At 72.7% G+C, this 25,234-nt stretch carries 25 protein-coding genes; 15 read left to right on the forward strand and 10 right to left on the reverse strand.

Annotated features, from left to right (window positions below):
* The first annotated feature begins 118 nt into the window (after nt 1-118).
* The 9 genes from ACWDNY_RS03055 (at nt 119) to ACWDNY_RS03095 (ending at nt 7,885) form a co-directional block, all read left to right on the forward strand.
* Nucleotides 119-775: an HAD family hydrolase gene (locus ACWDNY_RS03055; RefSeq protein ID WP_451643949.1), complete on the forward strand. Its 657-nt coding sequence runs from the start codon at nt 119-121 to the stop codon at nt 773-775.
* Nucleotides 776-868: 93 nt separating this feature from the next.
* Nucleotides 869-1,576, forward strand: coding sequence for a VC0807 family protein (locus ACWDNY_RS03060; RefSeq protein WP_451643950.1), 708 nt, complete (start codon nt 869-871; stop codon nt 1,574-1,576).
* A 78-nt stretch (nt 1,577-1,654) separates the two neighbouring features.
* Nucleotides 1,655-2,866, forward strand: a complete 1,212-nt coding sequence (locus ACWDNY_RS03065; RefSeq protein WP_451643951.1) for an MFS transporter — start codon at nt 1,655-1,657, stop codon at nt 2,864-2,866.
* On the forward strand, nt 2,817-3,989 hold the full coding sequence (locus ACWDNY_RS03070; RefSeq protein WP_451643952.1) for an acetoin utilization protein AcuC: 1,173 nt from the start codon (nt 2,817-2,819) through the stop codon (nt 3,987-3,989). The genes ACWDNY_RS03065 and ACWDNY_RS03070 overlap by 50 nt, the downstream gene beginning before the upstream one ends.
* Nucleotides 3,990-4,092: 103 nt before the next feature.
* Entirely contained in the window at nt 4,093-4,908 is an 816-nt protein-coding gene (locus ACWDNY_RS03075) for a phosphatase (RefSeq protein WP_451643953.1), read from the forward strand.
* 129 nt (nt 4,909-5,037) lie between these two features.
* The gene (locus tag ACWDNY_RS03080) at nt 5,038-5,250 is read left to right on the forward strand and encodes a helix-turn-helix domain-containing protein (protein WP_157842153.1); all 213 of its coding nucleotides are present in this window, start codon (nt 5,038-5,040) and stop codon (nt 5,248-5,250) included.
* Between the two features lie 178 nt (nt 5,251-5,428).
* On the forward strand, nt 5,429-5,527 hold the full coding sequence (locus ACWDNY_RS03085) for a 30S ribosomal protein bS22 (RefSeq protein ID WP_003948845.1): 99 nt from the start codon (nt 5,429-5,431) through the stop codon (nt 5,525-5,527).
* Nucleotides 5,528-5,738: 211 nt separating this feature from the next.
* Entirely contained in the window at nt 5,739-6,800 is a 1,062-nt protein-coding gene (locus ACWDNY_RS03090; RefSeq protein ID WP_451643954.1) for an NAD-dependent epimerase/dehydratase family protein, read from the forward strand.
* Between the two features lie 14 nt (nt 6,801-6,814).
* Nucleotides 6,815-7,885, forward strand: coding sequence for a lysophospholipid acyltransferase family protein (locus tag ACWDNY_RS03095; RefSeq protein WP_451643955.1), 1,071 nt, complete (start codon nt 6,815-6,817; stop codon nt 7,883-7,885).
* Nucleotides 7,886-8,007: 122 nt separating this feature from the next.
* Here ACWDNY_RS03095 and ACWDNY_RS03100 read toward each other — a convergent pair whose 3' ends face one another.
* The 3 genes from ACWDNY_RS03100 to ACWDNY_RS03110 form a co-directional block, all read right to left on the reverse strand.
* Nucleotides 8,008-9,240: a DUF5667 domain-containing protein gene (locus ACWDNY_RS03100; RefSeq protein ID WP_451643956.1), complete on the reverse strand. Its 1,233-nt coding sequence runs from the start codon at nt 9,238-9,240 to the stop codon at nt 8,008-8,010.
* A 232-nt stretch (nt 9,241-9,472) separates the two neighbouring features.
* Entirely contained in the window at nt 9,473-10,291 is an 819-nt protein-coding gene (locus tag ACWDNY_RS03105; RefSeq protein WP_451643957.1) for an ECF subfamily RNA polymerase sigma factor, BldN family, read from the reverse strand.
* A 515-nt stretch (nt 10,292-10,806) separates the two neighbouring features.
* Nucleotides 10,807-11,724: an HAD family hydrolase gene (locus ACWDNY_RS03110; protein WP_451643958.1), complete on the reverse strand. Its 918-nt coding sequence runs from the start codon at nt 11,722-11,724 to the stop codon at nt 10,807-10,809.
* Between the two features lie 204 nt (nt 11,725-11,928).
* Between ACWDNY_RS03110 and ACWDNY_RS03115 the strand changes: the two genes are divergently transcribed.
* The 5 genes from ACWDNY_RS03115 to ACWDNY_RS03135 all read left to right on the forward strand — a co-directional run bounded on the left by ACWDNY_RS03115 (nt 11,929) and on the right by ACWDNY_RS03135 (nt 17,874).
* Nucleotides 11,929-12,213 carry a glutaredoxin family protein gene (locus tag ACWDNY_RS03115; RefSeq protein ID WP_451643959.1) on the forward strand — a complete coding sequence of 95 codons (285 nt, stop codon included), beginning with the start codon at nt 11,929-11,931 and terminating at the stop codon, nt 12,211-12,213.
* 279 nt (nt 12,214-12,492) lie between these two features.
* Complete coding sequence (locus ACWDNY_RS03120; RefSeq protein ID WP_451643960.1) at nt 12,493-13,254, forward strand: redox-sensing transcriptional repressor Rex; 762 nt, start codon at nt 12,493-12,495, stop codon at nt 13,252-13,254.
* Nucleotides 13,251-15,017, forward strand: coding sequence for a glutamyl-tRNA reductase (locus ACWDNY_RS03125; RefSeq protein WP_451643961.1), 1,767 nt, complete (start codon nt 13,251-13,253; stop codon nt 15,015-15,017). Before ACWDNY_RS03120 ends, ACWDNY_RS03125 begins: the two co-directional genes overlap by 4 nt.
* Nucleotides 15,018-15,178: 161 nt before the next feature.
* Nucleotides 15,179-16,171, forward strand: a complete 993-nt coding sequence (gene hemC, locus ACWDNY_RS03130) for a hydroxymethylbilane synthase (protein ID WP_451644062.1) — start codon at nt 15,179-15,181, stop codon at nt 16,169-16,171.
* On the forward strand, nt 16,168-17,874 hold the full coding sequence (locus tag ACWDNY_RS03135) for a uroporphyrinogen-III synthase (RefSeq protein ID WP_451643962.1): 1,707 nt from the start codon (nt 16,168-16,170) through the stop codon (nt 17,872-17,874). The genes hemC and ACWDNY_RS03135 overlap by 4 nt, the downstream gene beginning before the upstream one ends.
* A gap of 159 nt (nt 17,875-18,033) precedes the next feature.
* On the opposite strand, the gene ACWDNY_RS03140 is transcribed toward ACWDNY_RS03135, so the two are convergent.
* The 6 genes from ACWDNY_RS03140 to ACWDNY_RS03165 all read right to left on the reverse strand — a co-directional run bounded on the left by ACWDNY_RS03140 (nt 18,034) and on the right by ACWDNY_RS03165 (nt 22,872).
* A complete protein-coding gene (locus tag ACWDNY_RS03140; RefSeq protein ID WP_451643963.1) occupies nt 18,034-18,240 on the reverse strand; it encodes a DUF397 domain-containing protein in 207 nt (68 codons plus the stop codon).
* Nucleotides 18,230-19,075 carry a helix-turn-helix domain-containing protein gene (locus ACWDNY_RS03145; protein WP_451643964.1) on the reverse strand — a complete coding sequence of 282 codons (846 nt, stop codon included), beginning with the start codon at nt 19,073-19,075 and terminating at the stop codon, nt 18,230-18,232. The genes ACWDNY_RS03140 and ACWDNY_RS03145 overlap by 11 nt, the downstream gene beginning before the upstream one ends.
* A 162-nt stretch (nt 19,076-19,237) precedes the next feature.
* Nucleotides 19,238-20,260 (reverse strand): cytochrome d ubiquinol oxidase subunit II, encoded by a 1,023-nt coding sequence (locus tag ACWDNY_RS03150; RefSeq protein ID WP_451643965.1) that lies wholly within the window; start codon nt 20,258-20,260, stop codon nt 19,238-19,240.
* Nucleotides 20,261-20,425: 165 nt separating this feature from the next.
* On the reverse strand, nt 20,426-21,844 hold the full coding sequence (locus ACWDNY_RS03155; RefSeq protein WP_451643966.1) for a cytochrome ubiquinol oxidase subunit I: 1,419 nt from the start codon (nt 21,842-21,844) through the stop codon (nt 20,426-20,428).
* 241 nt (nt 21,845-22,085) lie between these two features.
* On the reverse strand, nt 22,086-22,334 hold the full coding sequence (locus tag ACWDNY_RS03160; protein WP_451643967.1) for a hypothetical protein: 249 nt from the start codon (nt 22,332-22,334) through the stop codon (nt 22,086-22,088).
* A gap of 118 nt (nt 22,335-22,452) precedes the next feature.
* The gene (locus ACWDNY_RS03165; RefSeq protein ID WP_451643968.1) at nt 22,453-22,872 is read right to left on the reverse strand and encodes a PPOX class F420-dependent oxidoreductase; all 420 of its coding nucleotides are present in this window, start codon (nt 22,870-22,872) and stop codon (nt 22,453-22,455) included.
* Between the two features lie 298 nt (nt 22,873-23,170).
* Between ACWDNY_RS03165 and hemB the strand changes: the two genes are divergently transcribed.
* Entirely contained in the window at nt 23,171-24,163 is a 993-nt protein-coding gene (gene hemB, locus ACWDNY_RS03170) for a porphobilinogen synthase (protein WP_451643969.1), read from the forward strand.
* A 61-nt stretch (nt 24,164-24,224) separates the two neighbouring features.
* On the opposite strand, the gene ACWDNY_RS03175 is transcribed toward hemB, so the two are convergent.
* Nucleotides 24,225-25,106, reverse strand: coding sequence for a DUF4253 domain-containing protein (locus tag ACWDNY_RS03175; protein ID WP_451643970.1), 882 nt, complete (start codon nt 25,104-25,106; stop codon nt 24,225-24,227).
* Nucleotides 25,107-25,234 lie beyond the last annotated feature (128 nt).

Below are 25,234 nucleotides of genomic sequence, written 5' to 3' on the forward strand. Positions count from 1 at the left end.
AACAATTTGTGGGAAGACCCCGCACCGTATGGTGCGGGGTCTTCTGCGTTCACGGCCTGGGTGAGCCGGCCGACCGCGGGGAACCGTCCGTCCGCGGTCGGCGCCTAGGCTCGTACGCATGCGCCATGACCTCGTGATCTTCGACAACGACGGTGTCCTCGTCGACAGTGAGCCCATCTCCAACCGGCTTCTGGCCGCCTATCTGACGGAGTTGGGGCACCCCACCTCCTACGAGGACTCCATTCGCGACTACATGGGGTCGGCGATGCACCGAATCCACGACCTCGTGCGGGAACGCACCGGTGAGCGGCTGCCGGACGACTTCGACGACGTCTTCCACGCCCGGGTCTTCGCCGCGTTCCAGCGGGAGTTGCAGCCGGTGCCCGGGGCCGCGGAGGTCCTGGAGAAACTGACCGTGGACGGGGTGCCGTACTGTGTCGCGTCGTCCGGGAGCCACGAGCGGATCCGGGTCGGGCACCGAACCACCGGGCTGGACCGGTGGTTCGACGACACCCGCGTCTTCAGCGCGCAGGACGTGGGCCGCGGGAAGCCGGCACCGGATCTCTTCCTGCACGCGGCCGAACGGATGGGGGTCGCGCCGGAGAGGTGCGTGGTCGTGGAGGACTCCCCGCTGGGCGTGCGGGCCGCCGTCGCCGCGGGGATGGACGTCTACGGGTTCACCGCGATGACGCCGGCCGCGAAGCTCCGCGGCGCCACCCGACTCTTCGGCCGGATGGGGGAGTTGGCCGACCTGCTGGTACGGGTTCCGTCATGACCCCGGCCACCGGGCGGACACTGACAACTGTCACACGGAGCCCGGGACGATCGTCCCTACCGGCGGACGGGGCCCGCCCGTGAAGCTGGGGACATGACGACGAACAGGGCTCCCCAGGGCAAGGACAGCCGGCCGGGCATGCGGAGGAACCTCCAGCCGCTGCTGCTGGACGTGGCCTTGCCGCTCGGCGCGTACTACCTGCTCCGCGAAGGGCTCGGGACGAGCGCGTTCGCCGCGCTCGCCTGGAGCAGCGTCGCGCCGGCCGTGCGGACCGGGTGGGCGGCCGTGCGGCAGCGGACGACGAACGGTCTCGCCCTGCTCATCCTGATCGTGAACGTCGTCGGGCTGCTGCTCGGCTTCGTCTCCGGTGACCCGCGGCTGATGCTCCTCAAGGACAGCGCGATCAGCAGCACCGTCGGCATCGGCATCCTGGTCTCCGTGGCGCTCGGCAAGCCCATGATGACCGCGGGCATGAAGCCGTTCCTGGTGAAGGGCGACGCGGTCAGGGAGGCGGCCTGGGAGCGGCTGAAGCGCGACTCGGCGGCCTTCCGGCGGGCGGAGCGGGTCTTCTCCCTCGTGTGGGGCGTGGTGCTGCTCGGCGAGTGCGTCGTGCGGGGCGTCGGGGCGTACACCGTGCCCGTCGACACCATGGTGGGGCTCGGCTCGGTGGTGATGGTGGCCACGATGGTCTTCGGGTTCCTGCTCAGCGGCGCTCTGGCCGTCGGACCGATGAAGGGCATGCTGGCCGCCGAAACGAAGGGGGCCGGCACGGGGGAGCCGGAGCTCGCGCTCGCCCGGTGACACGGGGGCCGAAGATGAGCGGCATTCATCTTCGGCCGGATCTACCCCCGGGTGGCCCGGAGCCCTACGCTCGCCGCCATGACGGATGTGCCGCGGCACGGCAGGGCCTCGCTGGCGTTCGGTTTCCTCGCCCAGGGCGTCACCTTCGCCCTGCTGGTGACGCGTATCCCGGCCATCCAGGACCGCTACGGCGTGTCCGACGCGCTGCTGCCCGTCTTCCTTGCCGCGGTGCCGGTCCTCGCCGGTGCCGGCAGCGTCGTGACCGAGCAGCTCGTGAAACGGGTCCGGCCCAGCCGGGTGCTGCGCTGGTCGCAGCCGGTGGTGCTGCTGGCGCTGCTCGGCGTGGGCGCCGGCGACCGGACGGCCGTGCTGGGCGCCGCGCTCGCCGCCTTCGGACTGGCGGTGGGCGCCCTGGACGCGTCCATGAACATGCTCGGGGTGAGCCTGCAGCGGGCGTACGGGCGCAGCATCATGCTCGGTTTCCACGCCGCCTACAGCCTGGGCGGCATCCTGGGCGCCTCGCTGGCCTGGGCGGGCGCGCACTGGGACCTGACGCTGCTCGCCTGCTACGGGCCGGTGGTGCTGGTGCTGCTGCCGGCGACGCTGCTGGCCGGCCGCCGGTACGTCGACGGCGATGCCACCGGTCCCGGAGAGCGGACGGGGGAGCGGCCCACCGTCGTCTTCCGGGTGCTGCTGCCGCTGTGCCTGGTGATGACGTTCGCGTACATCGGTGACTCGACCGTCTCCAACTGGAGCGCGAAGTACCTCCAGGACGTGCTCGGCAGCTCGGAGCAGACGGCGACCGTGCCGTACAACGTCTACATGGTCACCACGCTGCTCGGGCGGTCCCTCGGCGACTTCGGGGTGCGGCGGCTCGGGGCGGTGGCCGTCGTACGGCTGGGCGCGCTGGTCGCGGCGGCGGGGTTCGCGGTGGTGGCGGCGGCGCCGGGTGCCGGGGCGGGGATGCTCGGGTTCACCCTGCTGGGTCTGGGGCTGTGCGTGCTGGTGCCGCAGACGTTCGCGGCGGCCGGGCGGCTGTTCCCCGGGGCGTCCGACGCGGCGGTGGCCCGGCTGAACGTCTTCAACTACGTCGGTTTCCTGGTGGGCTCGCCGTTGGTGGGGGCGCTGGGCGACGCCTGGAGCTACCGCGGGGCGATGCTGGTGCCGATGGTGTTGGTGCTGGTGACGTTGGTGTACGCCCGTTCGTTCGCGCCTCGGGCGGACCGATACGGTGGCGGTCATGAGCGGCCGCGCACAGCTGATGTGGGACGAGGCAGTAACGGGCTATGACTTCGGCCGGGACCACCCCATGGATCCGGTGCGGCTGGCCCTGACCCGGAAACTGGTCGGCGCCCTCGGTCTGGACCGGTCCGTGGACGTCGTCGCGGCCAGGCCGGCCGGGGAGTCGACGCTGCGGCTGGTGCACCGGGAGGACTACGTCGAGGCGGTGAAGGCCGCGTCGGCCGACCCGGGGGCCTGTGACGGGTCGTACGGGCTGGGCACGCTGGACGATCCCGCGTTCGCCGGGATGCACGAGGTGTCGGCGCTGATCGCCGGGCAGTCGGTGGGGGCGGCGGAGGCGGTGTGGCGTGGTCGGGCGCTGCACGCGGTGAACTTCACCGGCGGGCTGCACCACGCGATGCCGGGCAGCGCGTCGGGGTTCTGCGTCTACAACGACGCCGCGCTGGCCATCGCGCGTCTGCTGGAACTGGGCGCCGAGCGGGTCGCGTACGTGGACGTCGATGTGCACCACGGGGACGGGGTGCAGGCGGCGTTCTGGGAGGATCCACGGGTGCTGACGATCTCGCTGCACGAGCATCCCCGGACGCTGTTCCCGCAGACGGGCTGGCCGGAGGAGACGGGGGCCGAGTCCGCGCAGGGGTCGGCGGTGAACCTGGCCCTGCCGGCGGGGACGGCGGACGCGGGCTGGCTGCGGGCGTTCCACGCGGTGGTGCCGGAGCTGCTGGCCGATTTCCGGCCGCAGGTGCTGGTGACGCAGCACGGGGCGGACACGCACTTCGAGGATCCGCTGGCGCACCTGGCGGTGTCGCTGGACGCGCAGCGGGCGGTACAGGCGGCCTGCCACGACCTGGCGCACGAGTACGCGGACGGGCGGTGGGTCGCGCTCGGCGGGGGCGGCTACGCGGTGGTGGAGGTCGTGCCGCGTTCGTGGACCCATCTCGTCGGCATCGCGGCGGGGCGCCCGGTGGAGCCGGAGACGGTGATCCCGGAGAGCTGGCGGCAGGAAGTCTATGCGCGGACACGGCAGTTGGGCCCGATGCGGATGACCGACGGGCGGTGGCCGGTGTCCTGGGCCGGGTGGGAGGCGGGCTACGACCCGGCGGACCGGCTGGACCAGGCGATCCTGGCGACGCGGCGGGCGGTGTTCCCCTTGCGGGGGCTGCTCGCGTAGGCAGTCGCCGGACAGCCCCCACGGGAGACGGCCCTTGGGCCGACCGTGCGTTGTTCCCCGGTTTCCGTGACGTCCGTGCTCCCGGTCCGTCACCATCGCTGCCGTGTTGAGCACCGCGGCGCTGCGCGCCCACCTGCTGGCCGCGCGTCTGGCCGGGACCGTCGCCACGACGCGGGAGGAGAGCCTGCGCAGCTACCGGCTGTTCGCCGCACGCGATCCCCGCGTGCTGATCGGCCTCGACCCGGAACGGGAGTGGCGGCAGCGGGACGTGATCGCATTGATGGCGGAGAAGTGCGGGGTTTCGGCCGATCCCCGGCATGTCTCCGGCCATGATGTGATCGACCCGGACCGCACCCTCGCCGCGCTGGACGCGTTCTCGGACCGGCTGGCGGCGGTCGCCCGGCACGGCGGCCCGGTCCTGCTCGGCACCGGTCACCCGCACCGGCTGCTCGGTTTCTACGTCGCTCTGGCCGACGCCCTGTCGGCGGCGGGATGTACTGTCCTCACCCCGGCGCAGGGTCGCTGTGTCGACATAACGACCCGGTTCGGTCTACGCACGCACCGCCTCGACTACGTCCGGGGAGTCGCGCTGGTACGGCCGTCCGACCGGCCCGGCTCCGGTGGCGAGCCCGGCGCACACACGCACTCCCCGTTCCCGGTTCGCCTCGCGCTGGCCGCGGCCGCCGAGGCCGGCGGCCCGCTGCCCGAGCTGGTGATCGGGGACCATGGATGGGTCTGCGGAGCAGGTCAGCTGGGGTTCGAGGCGATGGGGCCGGCCGATACGGACGATCCCGCGCTGTTCGTGGGGGAGGCGGAGGGGCGGGTGTCGGTCGCCGTTCCGCTTGATGACGGCGTGCGCCCCGGGCACTACCGTCCGCTGACCCGCTACGTACTCAATCGGGCATGTCTGTCACAGTAGGCCGCCGATCGGTGCACCTCTTCCCCACTTGCATCACCCGCCCCTAGTCTGGGGAGTGAGCACGCAGCGACGAAGAGTCACCGGAAGGGGAAGCCGGTGGCCGTCGAGTGCGGAAGGTTCAGGTGTGTCATGGCTGCAGCTGGCGAAAGGCCTCTGAACGAGGTTCAGTTCCTTACCGTGGCGGAAGTGGCCTCGGTGATGCGAGTGTCGAAGATGACCGTGTACCGGTTGGTGCACAGCGGTCATCTGCCCGCGATCCGGGTCGGGCGGTCGTTCCGTGTCCCGGAGCAAGCGGTTCACGAGTACCTCCGCGAGAGCTACGTGGGGGTGGACACGGCCTGACGGCGCCCCGGAGGGATCCGGCCCCAGGGCCCTTCGGATCCCTCCGGATCCGCCCGGATCCCCAGCCGTCGGCCCTCGATTACGACCTGAGCGCTCGGTTGGGTAGGCTAGCCCCTCGTAGGTCGTGTGGGCCCATGGCGCCCAAACACCGAGTAATGAGAAGTGAGCGAGGGTAGTCGTGGGCTCTGTCATCAAGAAGCGGCGCAAGCGGATGGCCAAGAAGAAGCACCGCAAGCTGCTGAAGCGCACCCGCGTTCAGCGTCGCAACAAGAAGTAGTGACGCTGGTCGCTATCGGTACGCGACATCGCGAGAGCGTGTCCGTGGCCCCCCACCGCATCCGGTGGGGGGCCACGCGCGTTTCCGGTTCATGCGTTCGGGCATGTCGTCACGCCGCGCAGCGGGTGGTCATCACAGCGCGACGGCCAACCGATAGGTTGGCCGCACACGGGGAACACGGGGTACGTGGTCGGGAAGGAAGGCGCTGATCTTGGGAAAGGTCGTGCTCGTCACCGGGGTCGCCCGTCAGCTCGCGGGCCGGTTCGTACGGCGGATCCAGCGTGACCCGCAGGTGGACCGGGTCGTGGCCGTGGACGTGGTCCCGCCCGAGCACCACCTGGGCGGCGCGGACTTCGTCCAGGCGGACATCCGGCAGCCCACCATCGCGCGGGTGCTCGCCGAGACGGCCGCGGATACGGTCGTCCACATGGACGTGACCGCCACCGCGCTGGGCAGCGGCAGCCGGGCCTCGGTCAAGGAGACGAACGTCATCGGCACCATGCAGCTGCTCGGTGCCTGCCAGAAGTCGCCCACCGTCAGCCGGCTGGTGGTCAAGTCCAGCACCAGCGTCTACGGGTCAGCGCCCCGCGACCCGGCCGTCTTCACCGAGACCACCCCGCCCAAGTCACTGCCCAGCGGCGGCTTCGCCAAGGACATCGTCGAGGTCGAGGGATACGTGCGGGGCTTCGCGCGGCGGCGGCCGGACGTGGCCGTGTGCGTGCTCCGCTTCGCCAACATCCTCGGTCCGGCGGCGGACTCGCCGCTCGCGTCGTACTTCGCGCTGCCCGTCCTGCCGACCGTGTTCGGCTGCGACCCGCGGCTGCAGTTCGTGCACGAGGATGACGTGATCGACGTCCTGCGGATCGCCTCGCACGAACCGGCGCGCGGCACCCTGAACAGCGGCACCTTCAACATCGCCGGCGACGGCGTCCTGCTGCTCTCCCAGTGCTCGCGGCGGCTCGGCCGCCCCACGGTGCCGCTGCTGCTGCCCGCGCTCACCTGGACCGGCTCGCTGGTGCGTACGCTGGGTATGACGGACTTCTCACCCGAACAGATCAGGCTGCTCACCCACGGCCGGGTCGTGGCGACGGACCAGATGCGCGAGACGCTGGGTTTCCACCCGAGGCACACCACCGCGGAGACCTTCGCGGACTTCGTCCGCAGCCGTGGTCCCGGACTCCTGCCGCCGGAGGCCCTCGCGGGGGCCGTCGACCGGATCGCCGCGCTGTCCCGCAGGGCGGGCGGCCACGTGCCGACGCACAGCGCCTACTGAGGAGCGGAGCAACGATGGCGGACGCCAAGGTCATTCCGTTCGACGACGACCGTTCCCGCGGCAGCGCGGGGCAGCGGGCGTCGCGGCGCCGGGCCGCCGGAAGCCGGCGCGCCGGCAGCGAGCCCGCGACGGTCGGCGAGGTCCAGCCCCTGCCGACGCGCGCGCCCGACCAGGATGATGAGCCTGTGCCCCGTGACGAACAGCCGCCGCAGCCGCGCCGGGACCGCGACAGCGGCGACGGCGGGCGCAGCCTGGAACAGCGCGTCGCGAGCGGTCTGGCGTTCCTGCGCCGCCGCCTCACCGGCGACTACGAGGTCGATGATTTTGGATACGATGCCGAGCTGACCGACCAGGTTCTGATGTCCCTGCTGCGGCCGCTGTACGAGAAGTACTTCCGGGTCGACGTGAAGGGCGTGGAGAACATCCCGGACAAGGGCGGCGCGCTGATCGTGGCCAACCACTCCGGCACGCTGCCGCTGGACGGGCTGATGATGCAGGTGGCCGTCCACGACCGGCACCCGGCGGGCCGGCACCTGCGGCTGCTCGCCGCCGACCTGGTCTTCATGCTGCCGGTGGTCAACGAACTCGCCCGCAAGCTCGGTCACACACTGGCCTGCGCGGAGGACGCCGGCCGGCTGCTGGGGCAGGGTGAGCTGGTCGGGGTGATGCCGGAGGGCTTCAAGGGCATCGGCAAGCCGTTCAGCGAGCGCTACAAGCTCCAGCGCTTCGGCCGCGGCGGCTTCGTCTCCACCGCGCTGCGCGAGGGCGCCCCGATCATCCCCTGCTCCATCGTCGGGGCCGAGGAGATCTACCCGATGATCGGCAATGCCAAGACCGTCGCGCGTCTGCTGGGCTTCCCGTACTTCCCGCTGACGCCCACCTTCCCGTGGCTGGGGCCGCTCGGCGCCGTCCCGCTGCCGACGAAGTGGACCATCCAGTTCGGCGAGCCGATCCGGACGGACGGGCATCCGCCGGAGGCGGCCGAGGACCCGATGCTGATGTTCAACCTGACCGACCAGGTCCGGGAGCAGATCCAGCACACCCTGTACAAGCTGCTGGTGCAGCGCCGGTCGGTCTTCTTCTGACGCCGGTGCGCCGGTACGGCCGGATCCGGTGCTGATCCGGCCCTGGTCCAGCGTTGAACCGGCGAAGGGAGCGCCCCCGGTTCGCGGGGGCGCTCCCTTCGCGTGTGCGCCGTGGCGCGGCCCTAGCGGGCGTTCTCCCCGTCGATGCCGAGGCCGGGCAGGAGGCCCGGAAGCAGCGGCGGGATCGTCACGTCCGGGGCGGAGGGGGGTGTGCTGGTGGACGGTGAGGTGCTGCCGCCGGTCTGCGGCGGCTCCAGCAGGCCGCCGGGATTGCCGCCGAGCAGCCCGTCGCGCTCGCCGCCCGTGCCGGCGGACGTGCTGGGGCCGCCGCTGCCGGACTGCCGGCCTCCGGGGGAGGAGGCGCTTCCGGCGCGGGGCCGGGCGGTGCTGCCGCTGCCGGACGGGCCACCGCGGGACGCCGGGCCGGAACTCGAGCGCTCGCCGCCGCCCTGGGCCGGGGACTCGGGGAGGAGGGACCGGAGCGGGGCGACCTCTTCGTCTATGGCGTCGAACACCGACGACACCTGGTCACCGAGGTCGCCGAGCTGTACGGGGAGCTTGTCCCGCAGGGTGCCCCAGGTGGCGCGCTGGGCGCTGGTGAAGGCGGAGAGGGCCTGGATGGGCCCCAGGGAGTCCGGGTGGCGCTCGTACGCCTCGTGCAGCAGGCGGTGGCCCTCGGCCGCGTCGTGCCGCACACCGGACAGGGTGCGGCGGACCTCGGTGACGGTCTCGTGGTCGAGGTGGCCGCCGCGGTCGCGGTCCAACAGCCGGCGCGCCTCGTTCAGACGGGTGGAGGCCTGCTCCAGGTACGCCTTCCCGCGTTCGTCGGCGCCGTCGGCCAGGTAGTTCAGCTTGAAGTCCTCGATGCCCCGTTTGACGCCGTAGAGCGAGTCACCGGGCAGGGCGTCGGAGCTGGCAGCGGCCACCCCGCCGAAGGCCGACGCCGCCACGCCGACGCTCAGCCCCCCGGCGGCCAGACCCTTGGTGAGCCGCGTGCGCGGCCGTAGTTTCCCCAGGCTGCTCGCCCGGTGGGCACCCCGCGCCCGGCTCCTCTGGCCGGGCACCGACGTGTTTCCCGCCTCGCCTTCCGCGGTGCCCTCCTGCAGCATGGCCTCCATCGCGGCCACGAGCTGGGCCCGCTGGACGACCTTGACCTCGGGATCCAGCTCCGGCCTGGGCAGCGCGTCGAGACCGGCGGCCAGGGCGACAAGGCGCCCCTGCTCGGTCTCCTCCGCGGCAGCCGGGTCCGGTGCGGGTCCTTCGGACGGCTCGGCCGCCGTGCCCTGGCCGGACAGCTCCTCCAGGGCCTGGGCGAAGGCGTTCGCCCGCCGGTGCGCCGATACGTTCGCGATCACTGGCGGCACCTCCTCTCGTCATGACGGTCGACTCCCCGGGGGTCCTGAGGGTTGCACGTCCGCGACCCGACCACCCGATCGAGTGATCGGGGCCGGTCAGACGTGACCACAGGGAGCCTGTATCCCGCACAACGATCGGCTCGGCACTTCGGTTACGGACGGCGGTCAAGCGGGCGGGGAAGTCAACGGGCTTTGGCGGACAGTGAGTTGACCGTCGCTGAGCGTGAGGAGGTCAGCGCGCGTCGTCGGGGAGCAGCCGGGCGAGGGTCCGCACGGCCCGGTACTGGAGCGTCTTGATGGCGCCCTCGTTCTTGCCCATCACCCGGGCGGTCTCCGCGACGGACATGCCCTGCAGGAAGCGGAGCGTGACGCACTCCTGCTGCTGCGGGTTCAGCCGCCGCACGGCGTCGAGCAGGGCTGCGTTGGACAGGGACTCCAGGACGGAGTCCTCGGGGGAGCGCTCCACCTCGTTGGCGTCGAGCATCTCGCCGGTGGTGACCTCGAGGCGGAAGCGGCTGGACTTGAAGTGGTCGGCGACGAGATTGCGGGCGATGGTGACGAGCCAGGCGCCGAAGTCGCGGCCCTGCCAGGTGAAGGTGCCGATGCGGCGCAGGGCGCGCAGAAAGGTCTCGCTCGTGAGGTCCTCGGCGGTCGCCTTGCCGCCGACCCGGTAGTAGATGTACCGGTACACCGTGTCGCTGTACTGGTCGTAGAGGCGCCCGAAGGCGTCGGCCTCGCCGGCCTGGGCGCGCTCCACGAGGTCCATCATGCGGGCGCTGTCGCTGTCCGCGGCCGGGCGCCGGGCGGTGGTGGCGGCGCGTCCCCGTCTGCCCACCGCCCGGCCGTCGCCCGAGCGCCGTCCCTCGACGACGGCACTGCGCGCCGGCCCCTGCTGCATGCCCTCGGCGAGCGCGTAGCACGGGCCTGCGGGGGCGGCGGTGGCGAATGCGGGGCCGGCGTACGCGGTGGGGACGAGACCGCGCAGCAGGTCCAGGACCGTAGCGCGGAGCGTAGCCAGGCCCGAGGCGTCAACCCCGACGTGTGGGTACACGGGACTCCCAGAGGCAGAGCTTCCATCACGTGCAGTGCGGGACCGTTCACCCGTCGTAGCGACGGAGGGGTACCGGATTGCGTCTGAGGAGAATAACGCTTCGTAAAGGCCCTGCTACACCCAGTTGCTTAAATCATCGATTACGTCGCTTCCGTATCTGATTGACGCCCGATCAGCTGTCGGAAAGTGTCCGTTTGCTGATCGCTCCAGTCGGGCTTCCGTATGAGTCAGGGCATGTTGTGGCGGTGTACGGCCAAGGCGCATGGTCGGGGCGGTGCGGGGCCGCGTCGTGCTGATTGGCCGAGAATCGCCGGACGCGCGCTGCGGGGCCCGCGTGGAGGACGTCCGCGGTCGACAGTGCGGCGCAGGGCGATCAGCCGAGGGGCGCAGGGTGATCGACGGCGGGGCTCTCGGAGTCCGGAGCGGGGCGCAGGCGGTCGGCGGCGGGCATCGGGGGCCCGGGGCGCGCGGGCGGTCCGGAGCGGAGGACGCGGCCGCGGTCCGGACGGGATGCGTCAGCGGCGGCGCCGGTGCAGGGCGATCGCGGCCGCCGTGCCGCCGGCCACCGCGCCGACCCCGGCCGCCGCCGGGATGCCGACCTTCGCCGCCTTGCGGCCGGTGCGGTAGTCGCGCAGGCGCCAGTCCTTCTCGCGGGCGTGCCGGCGCAGCTTGGCGTCGGGGTTGATGGCGTAGGGGTGGCCGACGAGGGAGAGCATGGGGATGTCGTTGTGGGAGTCGCTGTAGGCGGCGCACCGGGAGAGGTGCAGGCCCTCCGCGATGGCGAGCGCGCGCACCGCCTCCGCCTTCGCCGGGCCGTGCAGCGGCTCGCCGACGAGCCGGCCGGTGTAGACGCCGTCGACCGACTCGGCCACTGTGCCGAGCGCCCCGGTGAGGCCCAGACGGCGGGCGATCACCTGGGCGATCTCCACGGGCGCGGCCGTGACCAGCCACACCCGCTGGCCCGCGTCGAGGTGGGCCTGGGCCAGGGCGCGCGTGCCCGGCCAGATCCGCTCGGCCATGTACTCGTCGTAGATCTCCTCGCCGATCGACTGCAGCTCCGCGACCCGGTGGCCCTTGACGATCGACAGCGCCGAGTCGCGCGCGTCCTGCATGTGCTCCGGGTCCTCGATGCCGGCCAGCCGGAACCAGGCCTGCTGCCAGGCGAACCTGGCCAGGTCGCGGGTCTCGAAGAACTTCCGCTTGTACAGGCCACGGCCGAAGTGGAACAGGGCCGCGCCCTGCATGACGGTGTTGTCCAGGTCGAAGAAGGCGGCGGCCCGGTCGTCCCCGCGGACCGGGAACTCCGGTTCCGCCGTCGCCAGGTCCTGTTCCAGAGTCGACTTGCGCGCTGCCTCCGCCGAGGCCTCGCCTGCCAACACGCTCCGCGCCGTGGCGGAGCGCCTACGGGGGGTGAGCCATCCGAGAGCGGCCATGGCGTGAGCATAGCCATTCGGTTCGCAGGTTCCGGAGCCGAGAGGTTGGGGCGCCGTGAACTCTCCACCACCGTGTGGTGAAACAACTCGTACGGGCGGCGCGTCGGCGCGCGCGCCGGGCGGGCGGTCGTCTCCGGCGTGCCGCGTGTGCCCGGCGGGACCGCCGGTGCGCATGGGGTTCCCCACACCCGTCGCGGCGCGACAATGGCCGACATGAGTCCCGTCTTCCGCCGCAAGTCCCCGGCCCCCGGGGACCGGCTCGTCACGCTCGTCCGCAAGCCCGGCTGCCACCTGTGCGAGGACGCGCAGGCCGTGGTCGAGAAGGTGTGCGCCGACCTGGGGGTTCCGTGGGAGCAGAAGGACATCACCCAGGATCCCGTGCTGCACGACCGGTACTGGGAGCAGATCCCCGTCGTCCTCGTCGACGGTGTCCAGCACACCTTCTGGCGCGTGAACGAGGAGCGCCTCCGGAAGGTACTGACCGAGTAGTACAAAAGACCGGAAAGTCGCTTAGGATCGACGGCGTCTTGGTCTCGGGGGGCGGGATCGTGAGGAGAGTGTGCGGTTTTGCCCCCAGCAACGAAGGACGCCGGAGGTGTGTGCGCCGGTTCCCCGCAGGCTTGTCCGGGACGCGTGACCCCGGTCACGTTGGCCGGGCAAATCGGACACCATCTTTGTGCACGCGTTCACAAAGACATAGCCTGCATTCGACGGGGCGGTCTGGGGACGTGTGACCGCCTGCAGCCCCGCTCTACCCGCAGGAGCACCGTGGCAACTGGCCGAACTCACCGACCGGCGACCCGCAGCCGAGGGATTCCCGAGGCCACCGTCGCCCGGCTTCCGCTGTACCTCCGAGCACTGACCGCGCTGTCGGAGCGCTCGGTCCCCACGGTCTCCTCCGAGGAGCTCGCGGCCGCGGCGGGAGTCAACTCCGCGAAGCTGCGCAAGGACTTCTCCTACCTCGGTTCCTACGGGACCCGCGGTGTCGGCTACGACGTCGAGTATCTCGTGTACCAGATCTCCCGTGAACTGGGGCTGACCCAGGACTGGCCGGTTGTGATCGTCGGTATCGGAAACCTCGGCGCCGCCCTCGCCAACTACGGCGGGTTCGCCTCCCGCGGCTTCCGGGTCGCCGCCCTCATCGACGCCGACCCCGCGATGGCCGGAAAGCCCGTCGCCGGCATCCCGGTCCAGCACAGCGACGACCTGGAGAAGATCATCCAGGACAACGGCGTCTCGATCGGCGTGATCGCGACCCCCGCGGGCGCCGCGCAGCAGGTCTGCGACCGGCTCGTGGCCGCCGGCGTCACCTCGATCCTGAACTTCGCGCCGACCGTGCTGAACGTCCCGGACGGTGTCGACGTGCGCAAGGTCGACCTCTCCATCGAGCTGCAGATCCTCGCCTTCCACGAGCAGCGCAAGGCCGGCGAGGAGGCCTCGCACGACGGCGCCCGGCCGGTCGCCGCGACCCGCGAGGCGCCCGCCGACGAGGGGCCCGACGGGGACGTCCCCGCCGTGATGCCGGCATGAGTCTCCTCGTCGTCGGACTGAGCCATCGCAGCGCCCCGGTCAGCGTGCTGGAGCGGGCGTCGCTGAACGCGGACGACCAGGTCAAGCTGCTGCACGACACGGTCGCCGCCGAACCGGCCGCCGAGGCCGCCCTGCTCGCCACCTGCAACCGCATCGAGCTGTACGCCGACGTGGACAAGTTCCACGCCGGTGTGGCCGAGCTGTCCACGCTGCTCGCCCGGCACTGCGGGGTCGGCCTGGAGGAGCTCACCCCCTACCTCTACGTGCACTACGAGGACCGGGCCGTCCACCATCTGTTCTCGGTGGCCTGCGGCCTGGACTCGATGGTCGTCGGCGAGGGGCAGATCCTGGGGCAGATAAAGGACTCCCTGGGCCGCGCCCAGGAACAGCGCACCGCCGGACGGCTGCTGAACGACCTGTTCCAGCAGGCGCTGCGGGTCGGCAAGCGCGCCCACTCCGAGACCGGCATCGACCGCGCCGGGCAGTCCCTGGTCACCTTCGGCCTGGAGCAGCTGGCCGCCGGCGGGGCCGTGGAGAAGTGGGCCGAGGGCAAGACGGCCCTGGTCGTCGGCGCCGGATCGATGTCCTCGTTGGCCGCCGCGACGCTCGCGCGGGCCGGCGTCGCCGAGGTCGTCGTCGCGAACCGCACCTTCGAGCGCGCCGAGCGCCTGGCCCGGATACTCATGGAGGGCGACGACACGGACGTGCTGGCCCGCGCGGTACCGATGGACGCGGTGCCGGTCGAGCTGACACGTGCCGACGTCGCCGTCTCCTGCACCGGCGCGACCGGCGTCGTGCTGACGGCCGAGTCCGTCGCCGCGGCGGTGCGGGGCCGGACCGGCGAGCCCGTCACCGCGGTCGGGGACGACCGCCGGGCCGCGGGCACCGAGGGCCGCCGTACGACGGCCCGGGCGGACGTCCGCGAGACACCGCTGCCGCCGACCGGTGTCGGCACCGACGAGGACTGCCCGCTGGACCTGACCGGTACCGGCTTCTCGGTGCACGGCGAGGCCGCCGTCGCCGGCATGGACGCCGCCACCCTGGAGCAGCACGCCACCTGGGTGGACAACGGCACCGTCGACCGGCGGGACGGCGCCGCGGCCGGCAGGCCTGCGGAGGACGTCCGCCGCAGCGCCGAGGCCGACGCGGAGCTGATCAGCGCGCTCGCCGCGACCGCGGCCACCGCCGGCCGCATCCCCGAGCGCCGCAAGCCCGAGCCGCTGGAGATCCCGCGGCCCGAGCCGGTGCTGTTCCTGCTGGACCTGGCGATGCCGCGCGACGTCGACGCGTCCGTGCACCGGCTGGCCGGGGTGCGCCTGGTGGACATCGAGTCCCTCGCCGAGGCGTCCGCGGACGCGCCGATGGCCTCCGACGTGGACCTGGTCCGGCGCATCGTCGCCGACGAGGTCGCCGTCTTCGGCGCGGCCCAGCGCGCCGCGCACATCACGCCGACCGTCGTCGCCCTGCGCAGCATGGCCGCCGACGTCGTCGCCGGCGAGATCGCCCGCCTGGAGGGCCGGCTACCGGGCCTCGACGACAGGCACCGGGCGGAGATCACGCAGACCGTGCGGCGCGTCGTCGACAAGCTGCTGCACGCGCCGACCGTACGGGTCAAGCAGCTCGCGGCCGAACCCGGCGGCGCCGGGTACGCGGACGCGCTGCGCACCCTGTTCGACCTCGACGCCGGAACGGCGGAGCCCGTCGCGGCCGCCGGTGGCGCCAAGAACTCAGAGAAGACCAGCAAGAACCGAGGCCCGGCATGACTGACACGCGTGAGCCGAAGGGGCGCACCGGTGCGGAGAGCACACGGGGACACCCCCTGCCCGAAGTGCCCGCGGGAGCGCGAAGCCCCGAAGGACCGGGCACGGCCGCCGGGCTCCCGGCACAGGCCGGAGCGTCCCGCGGGCGGTCCGCTGACCGGCCGCTGAGGCTGGGAACCAGGCGCAGCAAGCTCGCCATGGCCCAGTCCGGGCAGGTGGCGGACGCGGTGCGCCGGGTGACCGGACGGGCCGTCGAGCTCGTCGAGATCACCACGTTCGGCGACGTCTCGCGCGCGCACCTGGCCCAGATAGGCGGCACGGGCGTGTTCGTGACGGCGCTGCGTGACGCGCTGGTGCGGGGCGAGGTCGACTTCGCGGTCCATTCGCTCAAGGACCTGCCCACCACGCAGCCCGAGGAGCTGGCCCTGGCGGCCGTGCCCGTGCGGGAGGACCCGCGCGACGTGATGGTCGCCCGGGACGCGCTGAAGTTCACCGACCTGCCGCGCGGTGCGCGCATCGGCACGGGTTCGCCGCGCCGCATGGCGCAGCTGAACGCGTACGCGCGCGCCCATGGGCTGGACATCGAGACCGTCCCGATCCGGGGCAACGTCGACACGCGGATCGGATACGTCCGCGCGGGCGAGCTCGACGCCGTCGTGCTCGCCGCGGCCGGGATGAACCGGATCGGCCGCATCAACGAGGTGACCGACTTCCTGTCGGTCGACACGGTTCTGCCGGCTCCCGGCCAGGGAGCCCTGGCGATCGAGTGCAGGGCGGCGAACACCGCCGAAGACGCTGCCCTCGTCGCCGCGCTCGCCGAGCTCGACGACCCGTTCACGCGGGCCGCCGTGACGGCCGAGCGGTCACTGCTCGCCGCCCTGGAGGCCGGTTGCAGCGCCCCTGTGGGCGCGTTGGCCGACCTTCCCCCGCTCTCGGCTCCGCTGGAGCGGGCGGAACCCCAGGCCGACCCGCAGTTTGTCAAGGAAATGCGCCTGCGCGCCGTCGTCGGGACGACCGACGGCTCCACGCTGGTGCAGCTGTCCACCACCGGTCCCGTGCCCGAGACGCATGACGGGGCAGTGGCTCTCGGCCGTGAACTCGCCACCGAGATGCTTGCCCAGGGCGCGGCCGGTCTGATGGGGGAGCGAGCACAGTGAGCCCCACCACCCTTCCCGCCGGTCCGGAGCACGGGCACGTCACCTTCCTCGGTGCCGGACCCGGGGATCCGGGACTGCTGACTCTGCGCGCCGTCGAGGCGCTGGCGAACGCGGACGTCCTCGTCGCCGAGCACGAGGTGCTCGACGTCGTCCGTCAGCACGCCAGGCAGGGTGTCGCCGTCATGCACACGGACGCGGATCCCTCTTCGGATCCGGCTCCGGGCACGGGCACGCCCCAGCTGACGGTCGTTGACGGCACGTCAGCAACCGCTCAGGTCCCCGCAGTGCGGGATGCCGCACATCTTGTCATGGAGGCCGCTCGCGGCGGCAGGCGGGTCGTCCGTGCGGTGTCCGGGGACCCGGGACTTGATACGTACGCCGCCGGGGAAATGCTCGCCTGCGCCCGGGCGGGAGTTCCCTTCGAGGTCGTCCCCGGTGTCGCGGCGGCCGTCGGCGTGCCCGCGTACGCCGGTGTGCCGCTGCGGGACCCCGAGGGCGCCGACGTGCGGTTCGTCGACGCGCGCACGGCCACCGGCCGCTGCTGGACCGAGGTCGGTGCCTCCGACGGCACGGTCGTCGTGTCCACGACGCTCGACGCGGTCGCCGCGGCGGCCGGCGAGCTGGTGTCGGCGGGCCGCAAGCCGGACACCCCGCTGACGGTCACCGTCGCCGGTACGACGACCCGCCAGCGCACCTGGACGGCGACCCTCGGCACGATCGCCCAGACCCTGAAGCAGGCGAAGGTGCTGCCGTCGCCGGAGGGCGGCCGGCCGGTGATAGCCGTGGTCGGTGACCGTCCCGCCGTCGCGCAGCGCGACCAGCTGTCGTGGTTCGAGTCCAAGCCGCTGTTCGGCTGGAAGGTGCTCGTGCCGCGTACCAAGGAGCAGGCGGCGTCGCTCTCCGACCAGCTGCGGTCCTACGGGGCCGTGCCGCACGAGGTGCCGACGATCGCCGTCGAGCCGCCGCGCACGCCCCAGCAGATGGAGCGGGCTGTCAAGGGCCTCGTCACCGGCCGCTACGAGTGGATCGCGTTCACCTCGGTCAACGCGGTCAAGGCGGTCCGGGAGAAGTTCGAGGAGTACGGGCTCGACGCGCGTGCCTTCGCGGGCATCAAGGTCGCGGCGGTGGGCGAGCAGACGGCCAAGGCGCTGATCGCCTTCGGTGTGAAGCCGGACCTGGTGCCGAGCGGCGAGCAGTCGGCCGCGGGCCTGCTGGAGGACTGGCCGCCGTACGACCCCGTCTTCGACCCGATCGACCGGGTGTTCCTGCCGCGCGCCGACATCGCCACGGAGACGCTGGTCGCCGGCCTGGTCGAGCTCGGCTGGGAGGTCGACGACGTCACCGCCTACCGGACCGTGCGGGCCTCGCCGCCGCCGGCGGAGACCCGTGAGGCGATCAAGGGCGGCGGCTTCGACGCGGTGCTGTTCACGTCGTCGTCCACGGTGCGCAACCTCGTCGGCATCGCCGGCAAGCCGCACAACGTGACGGTGATCGCGTGCATCGGTCCGGCCACGGCGAAGACGGCCGAGGAGCACGGCCTGCGGGTCGACGTCATGGCTCCGGAGCCGTCGGTGCACAAGCTCGCCGAGGCGCTGGCGGACTTCGGCATGCGGCGCCGGGCGGCGGCCCTGGCGGCCGGCGACCCGGTCACCAGGCCGAGCGAGCGGCGGCCGGGTTCGCGGCGGCGCCGGTCGACGACCTGATCCGCCGGGCCGGTGGCGGTCGGCCGTCCCGCGCGGCGGCGCCGTCCGGCCTGCGCGGCCGTGGCTGTGCAGAAACGAACCCTCAGGGGCGCTCCGGATTCCGGGGCGCCCCTGAGGGCGTTTCCGGCGTCCGGCCGGCAGACGCGGGCCAGATGCCTGTCAGCGCGCGGAGGCGTAGGGCAGGAAGGTCGCCCAGGTGGAGGGGGCGAGGGCGAGCCGGGGGCCGTCGGGGTGCTTGGAGTCGCGGACGAGCACACGGCCGGGGGCGGCGGCCACCTCGACGCAGTCGGGGCCGTCGGATGTGCTGTAGCTGCTCCTTATCCACTTCACGCCGGCGTCCGTTCCTGCTGGGGTCTCAAGCGTCATGTCTCGTTTCTCCCAGTACCTTTTCGATGAAGGCCAAGGACTCCCGGGGGCTGAGAGCCTGGGCGCGGATGGCTCCGTAGCGAATGTGCAGGACCGTCGTCTCTTTGGGATGGGTCATCACTCGGCTGCTGAGGGGTGCCTCGCTGAACGCAACCGTGGCTCCGTCGGTGAGCTTGAGAAGCCTGAAAGAACCGTCCGTCGCCGAGTTCTCCTCTTGGTCCAGAGGCAGGACCTGCAGGTCCACGTTGCGCATGTGCCCCACCTCCAACACTCGTTCGAGCTGCCGTCGCATGACCATCCTCCCCCCGATGGGGCGCCGAAGCGTCGACTCGCACTGGACGAAACTGAAGACGCGGCGGCCGGTCACCGGTTCGAGGATCTCCTGGCGAGCCAGACGTGCCGTCACCTGTTGCTCCACCTCTTCCTCGGTGAACGGGGGGCGACGGGCGTTGAAGACGGCCCGCGCGTATTCCTCCGTCTGCAACAGCCCATGGATGACGGAGTTGTTGTAGGCACCCAGCTCGACGGCCTCGGCCTCCAGCTTCTTGAGGTCCCGCACCTTCTTCGGGTACCGCGCCTCCGCCACGTCCTGCTTGAGCGCCGCGATCTTCCCGCCCGCGCCCAGTACCTCGTCCGCCGCGTCCAGGTACTCGGGCCGGGGGATCCGCCGCCCCCGCTCCACCGAGGACACCAGGTCCTCCCCGTACCCGATGGCCGCGCCGAACTCGGCCTGGGTGAGGCCGGCCGCCTCACGCCACAGCTTCAACTGCCGTGCGACCGTGCGCATCACGGCCCCGGTCTCCTCGTCGGCCAGTCCCGCGTCCCACCCGCTCATGCCCGTCGCCCTCCCGCCGTGCGCCCTTCCCCGGACCAACGCCGCCCGCCCGCACCCGGTCACCCCGGGCGACCCGGACGGAACCGGACCCCTCACGTACAACCAACGGCCGTACGAGCCGATGGCGCCCCGGGCGGATACCGGGGCGTCCGGCGCCCGGCGTCATCCCGATGTCCGCGGCCGGGGCGGCGAGTCGGTGACGGCGGAGCGCTGGAATCCGTACAGCAGCCAGAGCGAGGGGACCAGCAGGACGGCGCCGACGGCCAGGGAGATCAGGCACGCCCACAGGACGGCCGGCCGGGCGGCGGCCTGCTGCACGGTGAGGCTGCCGACGAGCATGGCCGGGTACTGGGCCACGCCCCACGCCCACAGGACGGCCGCGACGGCGAGCGCGGCCGCCGCCCGGGCCGCCGCGTAGCGCCGCAGCACCAGCAGCACCAGTCCGGCGATACCGCCGGCCGCGCTGAGCAGCACGAGCGGCAGCGCCCGGTGGGTCAGACCGTGGAAGAGCGCGGGGGCGTCCGCGCGCAGCACCGCGATGCCGGCCAGGGCGACGACCCCGGTGGCCAGTCCGCTGAACAGGGCGCGCCGTGCGAACGTGTGGGCGAGCGCGGGATCGCCCTCGCGGGCGGCGTCCGCGCACAGGTACACGGCGGCGAGGTGGGCGCAGGTGAGGACGGCCAGCACGCCGCCGAGCACGGAGGTGGGGTTGAGCCAGCTGGTGATCACGTCCCCTTGGGCCAGTCCGGGCGGCACCCGGCCGGAGGCGACCCCTCCGGCGACGGCGCCCAGGAAGAACGGCGTCACCAGTGAGGAGATGGCGAAGCAGCCGCCGAACAGCCGCTGCTGCCACAGTTCGGTGCTGGCCTTGCGGAAGGCGAAGGCGGCACCGCGCGCGATGATGCCCAGCGCCGCCAAGGTCAGAGGCAGGTACAGGGTGGACATCACGGCCGCGAAGACCGGCGAGAACCCGGTCCACAGCAGGACGACCACGAAGATGAGCCAGACGTGGTTCGCCTCCCAGATCGGCCCGATGCTGTGCTCGATGAGCTGCCGCTGGTCCCGGCCGCGACGGGCGCCTCCGGCGAGCAGGTCCCACACGCCGGCGCCGAAGTCGGCGCCGGCGAGCAGGGCGTAACAGGTCAGTCCTACCCACATGACGGCGAGGACGGTGTCGGCGAGCACGTGACCTCCAACGGTGGGCGACGTTCGTCGCGCCGGGCGGGGCGGGGGCGGGGCGGCCCGGTGACGGGCGGGCCGGCAACGGACGGGAGGCGCGGTACGGCGAGGGGCGGGTGACGGTGCCGGCGGGGCGCCGGGGGCGCCTGTGCCCGCCGGGCGCCTCCCCCGTCAGACGACGGGGTAGCTGCGCACGTCCGACTCCTCGGGAGTGACCGGTACGGGCCTGTCGCGGGCCAGGCGGCGCAGCACGTACACCGTGGCGACGGTCATGGCGGCGTAGACCACGAGCACCAGCCACAGGCCCGCCATCAGCCCGGGCGCCGGGTTGACGGCGTCGCGCACGCTCATCACGCCCCACACGATCCACGGCTGCCGGCCCAGTTCGGTGACGGTCCAGCCGCTCTCCAGCGCCACCACGGACGCAGGGCCGGCGAGCGCGACGAGCGCCAGCAGCAGCCGGCTCCCGCGCCGGTCGAGCAGTTCGCCGCCGGAGCGCCGGGTGCGCCACCACGCCAGCAGCAGCCACGCACCGAGCGCCAGCAGGAAGAAGCCGACGCCCACCATGAGGTCGAACGCCCAGTGCACGGCGGTCACCGCGGGCCACTGGCTGCGGGGCACCCGGTCCAGCCCCTGCACCACGGTGTCGGCCCGGTAGCCGACGAGCAGGGACAGCCCGTTGGGGATCTCCAGCCCGTACTTCAGCCGGTCGTCGACGGCGATCCCGCCGATGGTCAGCGGGACGTGGGAGCCGGTGCGGTACACGCCCTCGATGGCCGCCAGCTTGGCGGGCTGGAAGTCGGACAGGAAGCGGGCGGCCCAGTCGCCCACCACGATCTGGAACGGGGCCACCACCGCCCCGACGGTGAACGGGATGGCGAAGCCCGCCTTGTGGTACGCGTCGCGGCGGCCCCGCAGCAGCGCCACCGCGTAGACGGCCGCGGTCAGGAACGACGCCACCATGAACGCGGCCAGGATCATGTGCACCGTCTGCGGTGGGCTCGCCGGGTTGAGCATCGCCGCCCACGGGTCCACGCGCACGACCTTGCCGTCCCGCAGGGTGAATCCGCGGGGCTGGTTCATCCAGGCGTTCGCACAGACCACGAAGAACGCCGAGGCGGTGCCGGCGATCACGATGGGGATCCCGGTGAGCAGGTGTTTGCGCGGCGGCAGCCGGTCCCAGGCGTACAGGTAGATGCCGAGGAAGATCGCCTCGATGAAGAAGGCGATGCCCTCCAGCGCGAAGGGCAGCCCGATGACCTGGCCGAACCGCCCCATCAGGCCGGGCCAGAGCAGGCCCATCTCGAAGCTGAGGATGGTGCCGGAGACGGCACCCACCGCGAAGAGCACGCCCATGGCCCGCGCCCAGCGCCGCGCCAGCAGTTGCAGCGCCGGGCTGTCGCGGCGGATGCCGAGCCACTCGGTGAGCAGGGTGAGCGCGGGCAGGCCGACCCCGAGGCAGGCGACGATGATGTGCCAGGCCAGGGAGAAGCCCATCTGCGCCCGGGCGGCGGACAGGTCGCCCTCCGTGGCCGCTCGCGCCAGCACCAGCGCGGGCCAGGGGCCGGAGGCAACAGCGATGTCGTACACGAGCACTCTCCCGCAGCCGGAGGATCACGACGGCGGCCCGTCCGCTTCCCCTGGCGCTGGACGACGATCCCTCCAGTACCCCGCTCACGGGTTCGAATCCGGTGGGGACCCGGGCCGAGGGCAAGCGGTGGTGAGCTCGGGATGCCGCCCCGTCAGCAGACTCGCCCCTGCCGCGGGAATGCGCAAACGGGGCGGGCGCCACTCGCCGGGTCCCTGCCTGCCGGTCAGCTCCCGGGGGCCGTCACGCGCCGAGTTTCCCGGCCGTGTCACTGAGCGTCTGCGCGAACAGGCGCACCTCGTGCCCGGCCGGCGTGGCCGTGCCCAGACGGTCCACCAGCTCCGCCCGGGTGAGAAGGACCGCGGCTCCCGCGTGGTCCTCCTGCGTGAGCGAGGCTGCGTCGACCACCTGGGCCCTGCCCTCGAGCAGGATCAGCGCGGCGTCGTCGTCCGGCGCGGCGAGCAGCTCTGCGAGATGGGTTTCGTCGATCACGTGTCGGGCCTTCCGTTCGACTACGGGTGCCCGGACAGGCGGGGCGGCGGTGTGCCGGACCCGCTGCCCGGGGCGTGCGGGTGCGCGCGGGCCGGTGATCCCGGCCCTCCACCGGGTCTCACCCCGCCTGGTCGGTGTCCTTGTGCGCGCCCCAGCCGTGCCAGCGCTCGACCTCGACCCAGGCGCTGAACCGGGTGCGCCCCCGGTCCGGGTAGGGCCGTCCGGTGTAGTGCGTGGAGAGGCGGTCGATGTCGGCCAGGCCCTTGTCCTCGTGTATCTCGGTCACCCGGCCGATGAGGGTGACGTGCGTGTACCAGTCGTCCCGGTCGAGGACGGTGAGGGACACCCGCGGGTCGCGGCGCAGGTGCTCCAGGCGGACCCGGCCCTCGTCCATGTTCAGGAGGACGCGGCCGTCCTCCCAGAGGTACCAGGTGGGTGTGGTCACCGGGGCGCCGTCCTGGCGCAGGGTGGCTATCACGCACGGGTTGGGGTGACGCAGCATCTCTTCGGCCGCGGGCGGCAGCGGGGGCTTGGACATGGGCTTCCCTTCCTGTCTCCCTGTCGTTGGCCGCCGGGTTCCCTGAACGGGGTGCGGCGCACCTCGCCGGAGCCGTCGGGCCACGTCCCGCGGCCGGCGGAGGCGGCCGCGGGAGTCCGCGGAGCCGGCCGCGCGGTGTCCGGCGGCCCGGCTCTGGCGTCCGCCGGGCAGCTTGGACGCCCCGGCCGGGGGCCGGGGTGCGACCGGGAAACCGCCCCCGAACGGGTGCCCGCTCGGCTGTCGGTGGTCGACACGGCGTCGGCAAAAGGGGGGTCCGGCCGGGCGTAGCGTAGGAGGTATGACGAAGTACGGATCCTTCCCCGGTACGCGTCCCCGGCGGCTGCGCACCACCCCCGCCATGCGCCGCATGGTCGCCGAGACCAGGCTGCACCCGGCTGACCTCATCCTGCCCGCGTTCGTGCGCGAGGGCATCGGCGAGCCGGTGCCGATCGAGGCGATGCCCGGCGTCGTGCAGCACACGCGGGACAGCCTGAAGAAGGCGGCGGCCGACGCCGTGGCGGCCGGGGTCTCCGGGATCATGCTGTTCGGCGTGCCCGAGGAGGCCAAGAAGGACGGGAACGGGACGTGCGGCACCGACGCGGACGGAATCCTGCAGGTCGCCCTGCGGGACGTGCGGGCCGAGGTCGGCGACGACCTGCTCGTCATGTCCGACCTGTGCCTGGACGAGTTCACCGACCACGGGCACTGCGGTGTGCTCGACGCCGAGGGCCGTGTCGACAACGACGCGACTCTGGAGCGGTACGCCGAGATGGCGCAGGTCCAGGCCGACGCCGGCGCCCACGTCGTCGCCCCCAGCGGGATGATGGACGGCCAGATCGGCGTCATCCGCGACGCGCTCGACCAGATCGGCCGCGACGACGTGGCGATCCTCGCCTACACCGCCAAGTACTCCTCCGCCTTCTACGGGCCCTTCCGGGAGGCCGTCGGATCGTCCCTGCGGGGCGACCGCAAGACCTACCAGCAGGACCCCGCCAACCTGCGCGAGTCGCTGCGGGAGCTGGCCCTCGACCTGGAGGAGGGCGCCGACATGGTGATGGTCAAGCCGGCCGGTCCCTACCTCGACGTCCTGGCCCGCGTCGCCGACGCCGCGGACGTGCCGGTGGCCGCGTACCAGATCTCCGGCGAGTACTCGATGATCGAGGCCGCCGCCGAGCGCGGCTGGATCGACCGGGACCGTGCGATCCTCGAGACGCTGACCGGCATCAAGCGGGCCGGGGCGCGCAACATCCTCACCTACTGGGCCGTCGAGGTCGCGCAGAAGCTGCGCTGACCCCACGGGCCGCCGCCGGCGCCGCCGGTGCCCGCGGCGGCCGCCGCGCGGCGGTGAGCGGTCAGTCCCACCGGAAGGACCACACCGTCTCACCGACGAGGCCCTCGGCGTAGCCGCGCAGCGTCCGGTGCTCGCCCTGGGAGACGTTGTCCGGGCAGAACACGAAGTGCTCCGCCGCGATCCGCTGCGCCTCGGCGAGCGTGGTGGGCGGGGCCGCCACGGAGACGACGAGAGCGTCGAAGCCGAGGGCCACGACCCGTATGCCGAAGCGGTCCTCCCAGGACCGCAGCACCGAGCAGAGGACGGCCACGTCGCTCTCGTGGTCGACCGGGCCGGTCCAGCCGACGGCTGCCGGGATGTCGGCGGAGCGGCGGGCCGGCACCAGGGCCAGACGTGGCTCCTTGAACCAGTCGCGGCTGCCGCCGGTCAGGGAGTCCGCGGCCTCTGCCGCCCGGACCTCCGGTGCGGCGGCGAGCACCCCGGCCGGGGCGAGGCCCGGCCAGGCGGCGCCGAAGGGGGCCACCACCTCGTCGTACGGCTCCGGTTCACCGAGGAGTTCGACGGCCCCGTCCTTGCCGGGGTGGTCCTCGCCGGGATCCGGTGCGTCCTCGGCGTACGACTCCCAGAGGTCGGCCAGCACCTCCTCGGCGTCGTGGTCACCGGGATACGACATCCTTGCGGGCATCAGGTCCCACTGCTCCGGCCCGCCCCCGCTCCCGGCGACGTCGACGAGCACCGGGAGCAGGCCGGCCCGCGCGGCGGTCGCGCCGAGCGCCGCCCAGTTGCCCGGGGACGCCGCCCGGCCGGCGTACCAGAGCAGCGGCTCGTGCCACGAGCCGTCGTCGGTCGCGTCCACCAGGGTCCCGGGAGGGAGTTGCAGCCCGAGCGAGCGTCCGCTCGGGTCGGTCGCCAGCCGGGGCAGCGGGTTGGGAAGAGTCGCCATGCCGGTGACTGTAGGGGCGGCCACTGACAACGCGGTCTCCACCGCGACCACTTGACCCCGATCATGTCGGCCGGCGTGACGGAGACGTACACGTGACACATCTTCACGTCCGATTCCGCCGGCACGGT

This window comes from Streptomyces sp. NPDC003697, from assembly GCF_053587115.1.